The sequence below is a fragment of the Moorena sp. SIO2C4 genome (genome assembly GCF_010672485.1).
Classification (GTDB): Bacteria; Cyanobacteriota; Cyanobacteriia; order Cyanobacteriales; family Coleofasciculaceae; genus Moorena; species Moorena producens.
Genome location: NZ_JAAHGN010000943.1, coordinates 1 through 3,020 on the forward strand (window position 1 = coordinate 1; position 3,020 = coordinate 3,020).

Annotated in this window: 4 protein-coding genes; 3 read left to right on the forward strand and 1 reads right to left on the reverse strand. The window is 40.9% G+C overall.

Annotation, left to right across the window (positions count from 1 at the left end; all coding sequences use genetic code 11):
- The coding region (locus F6K20_RS31745) for a homocysteine S-methyltransferase family protein (RefSeq protein WP_287297402.1) at positions 1 to 253 on the reverse strand (253 nt) is incomplete at its 3' end.
- A 562-nt stretch (positions 254 to 815) separates the two neighbouring features.
- Between F6K20_RS31745 and F6K20_RS31750 the strand changes: the two genes are divergently transcribed.
- From F6K20_RS31750 to F6K20_RS31760, 3 genes are all read left to right on the forward strand, one after another.
- Complete coding sequence (locus tag F6K20_RS31750) at positions 816 to 1,031, forward strand: hypothetical protein (protein ID WP_044493068.1); 216 nt, start codon at positions 816 to 818, stop codon at positions 1,029 to 1,031.
- A 133-nt stretch (positions 1,032 to 1,164) separates the two neighbouring features.
- Positions 1,165 to 1,302, forward strand: coding sequence for a hypothetical protein (locus tag F6K20_RS31755; RefSeq protein ID WP_154659773.1), 138 nt, complete (start codon positions 1,165 to 1,167; stop codon positions 1,300 to 1,302).
- A 69-nt stretch (positions 1,303 to 1,371) separates the two neighbouring features.
- Positions 1,372 to 2,112 carry a calcium-binding protein gene (locus F6K20_RS31760; RefSeq protein ID WP_287297404.1) on the forward strand — a complete coding sequence of 247 codons (741 nt, stop codon included), beginning with the start codon at positions 1,372 to 1,374 and terminating at the stop codon, positions 2,110 to 2,112.
- Positions 2,113 to 3,020 lie beyond the last annotated feature (908 nt).

Sequence of the window (3,020 nt, forward strand, 5' to 3'; positions counted from 1 at the left end):
TCAGTACAATCGAGGTACCCCCAAAGGTATCCGTTTCAATCACATCTGCTCCCACCTCCAGGAAGCCCCGATGCACCTTTTCCACTGCTTCTGGTTTAGTATGGACAAGGTACTCATTACATCCCTCGTACTCAGGTCCACCAAAGTCTTCAGCGGTGAGGTTTTGGGTTTGGAGAGACGTTCCAGTTGCCCCATCAAATACGATAACCGGGCGCTTTGGGCTATGGAGGTGATTGAGAAAAGGGCTATTCATAGATTCAGTTATTTGTTGACTTCAGTGGTGTGTTGACCGTTGACAGTTTACGGAATTTTATTCATTTATGTCGGCTCTTATAATTAGTTTATCAAAAATCACCCAAATTATTTTATTTAATTTTTGCTATAATTTAAATTTTAGGTCAAATTAGTTTTTTTTCAACAGTTTATGTTTATAATTTCAAGGGTTTAATTAACTTCAGTTAAAGGGTGAAACAAACAGTAATTTACAAATTACATTATCAAATAATTAGTATAAATTCAATAGTGTGCAACGTTAATAAACTAGTTTCGTAAACCCATTAAACCAGATTTATAGCGTTGATAATACTTATAGTTAACAGATGCAGCGCTAACGACTCAGTTTACGTCGGCACGGATCTCTTGGAAAAGCCCAAGGGATAGTCGGTCCCTAAAGTGCAGCACAAGTTAGGCAGCGCAGGGATTAAAAACTTGGCTATACTTTGGCTAGCCGATTGTACCAAATTCCAGAAACTGCTGAAAGACAATCTCCTCTAAAAAATGCTATAATATAGAGTAATTATGTGATGGAAAAGACCATGCAAGTTAAAGACTTGACTATTGATGAGTGTAAGCTCCTCATCCAAGAAACAGTCACTGAAACTCTAGAAGCACTGTTGAGCGATCCTGATAAAAATAAACAACTAAGACCTGAGGTTGTGCAGGAGTTGATTGATTCGCTTCACCGCACTCAACTTGGAGAGCCTGGTATTCCTGCAGAAGAAGTAGCTGAGAAACTTGGCTTGAATTGGTAATGAGCTACCGCGTAGAGTTTACAGCAAAGGCAATGGTCGGGTTGGAGTCAGTTACTTAAAAGAACGAACTAGTTTTTTTTATCCTAAAGCTGCTTTTGCCCAGTGGGTTGCTATAGCAATCCATGTCGGAATTGTGAGAATTTTTGATTCCCTATTCCCTATTCCCTATTCCCTATTCCCTATTCCCTACTCCCTACTCCCTACTCCCTATTCCCTGATTAACCCATTCAACCTAGACTCTGAATTTCAGCCAATGTGGCAATACAACTAGAAATAAATCGTCTGTAATAACTATAGAAGGCTTGATTCCCAATGGGGAAAAACACAAGGAGAAATTAACATGGCAGTTATCAACGGTGATAAGGGGAATAATACTCTCGTTGGTACTCGGTTTGACGATGAGATCAATGGTTTTGATGGCAGAGACGTACTCATCGGCAACAGAGGTGATGATACCCTAAATGGAGGGGATGATTCGGACTTACTATTTGGTGGAAGAGGTCACGATTCCCTCAACGGTGGCGGACATGATGACTTCCTGTTCGGAAACCAGGGCGATGATATTCTTGATGGCGATACTGGCAATGACAGGCTGTTTGGGGGGAGTGGCAACGATAACTTAATGGGTAGCTTTGGCAAAGATACCCTCAACGGTGGCAGTGGTGATGATACCTTAGTTGGTGTGGATATCTTTGACGAACAACCTGGTCAGTTGGAGAGGGATACCCTCACTGGTGGTTCAGGCAAAGATACCTTCGTTCTCGGAGATACTCAGACAGTTTATTATGATGATAGTCAAGTTCGATTCATCATTCAGCCCCCTCCTACAGAACCCCCACCAAGCTACGCTTTGATTACTGACTTTGAACCTGGTAAAGATGTTATTCAGCTGAAAGGAGCCATAGAGTATACATTAGAAGATGTTGAGCTTCTTAATGGCGTTTCCGGTCTAGGAATCTTCTTCGATGCTGACGGTTTTGATGGTAACGGTTCTGAGCAACTGATTGGTATTATCCAAAGCCAAGAATCCTTAGATGGCCTGCAAATTAATATTGGTCGGGCAATCACGACTATTTCATAATTCCCCAGAAGAGAGTGTCGGAAGTGTCGCAAGTGTGGGTAAATTTTGAGTGGTAATGGGGTATCGAACGATGGGATCGCCTCAAGCAAGAAATGCGATCGCGTAACGTGGCCTTAGGTCAATCGCATTCATCCCATCCTTAGATACCCTCAACTTTTTCCTGTTTCCTGTTCCCTTGTTTACATCTTAACTAAAAATGCTATCGCTATTTCAGTTTCCTGTCTTTTGTTGCGATAAAAGATAGGAAGCTGATTTTTTTGATTACCAAAAATAACTCCAATTAAGTAAGCTATCAGCTGTCAGTTGCGTAGGGTGCGTGGCGTTGCTGATTCTGGGTATGGTTTCGCCCCCCTAGCCCCCCAATTTTGGGGGGAACAAAACTCTCTATCAAAGTCCCCCGCCCCCCTAGCCAACCAATTTTATGGGGAACAAAACTCTCTATCAAAGTCCCCCAAAGTTGGGGGATTTAGGGGGCTTGACCAAAACCAAACGTACGCTCGTTCATACTTCAATTGAGCAACGCCGATTTTTTTTAACTACCAATAAAAAACCAATTAACTAAGCATTCATTATTAGATTAATGCTGAATGCTTATAGTTTACATTATAAACCAAAAGCTGATGATAACAACACCAAAAATTATCAGTTTATTTTAAGATTATTACCTCTTACTTATTCCCACAATTACCACACTTTCCACACTCTCCTATTACCCATATTTCGTAATAAAAAAAATTCCTAAATCCCTTGACTATTAGTTAATTTATTTATATATTAATACTATAACCACTTAAGAGAAAAGATTCTGATGACTGAAAACATTCCCCCCACCCCGGACAACCAAGGTCGCAAACCTAATCAATTCAAGCTCTTGTTGATCGGAACTCCTCAACAGGTTCACGTCTCAG

Coding starts and splice junctions, on each gene's coding strand:
- F6K20_RS31750 (WP_044493068.1), top strand. CDS start 816: ATGCAAGTTAAAGACTTGACTATTGATGAGTGTAAGCTCCTCATCCAA.
- F6K20_RS31760 (WP_287297404.1), top strand. CDS start 1,372: ATGGCAGTTATCAACGGTGATAAGGGGAATAATACTCTCGTTGGTACT.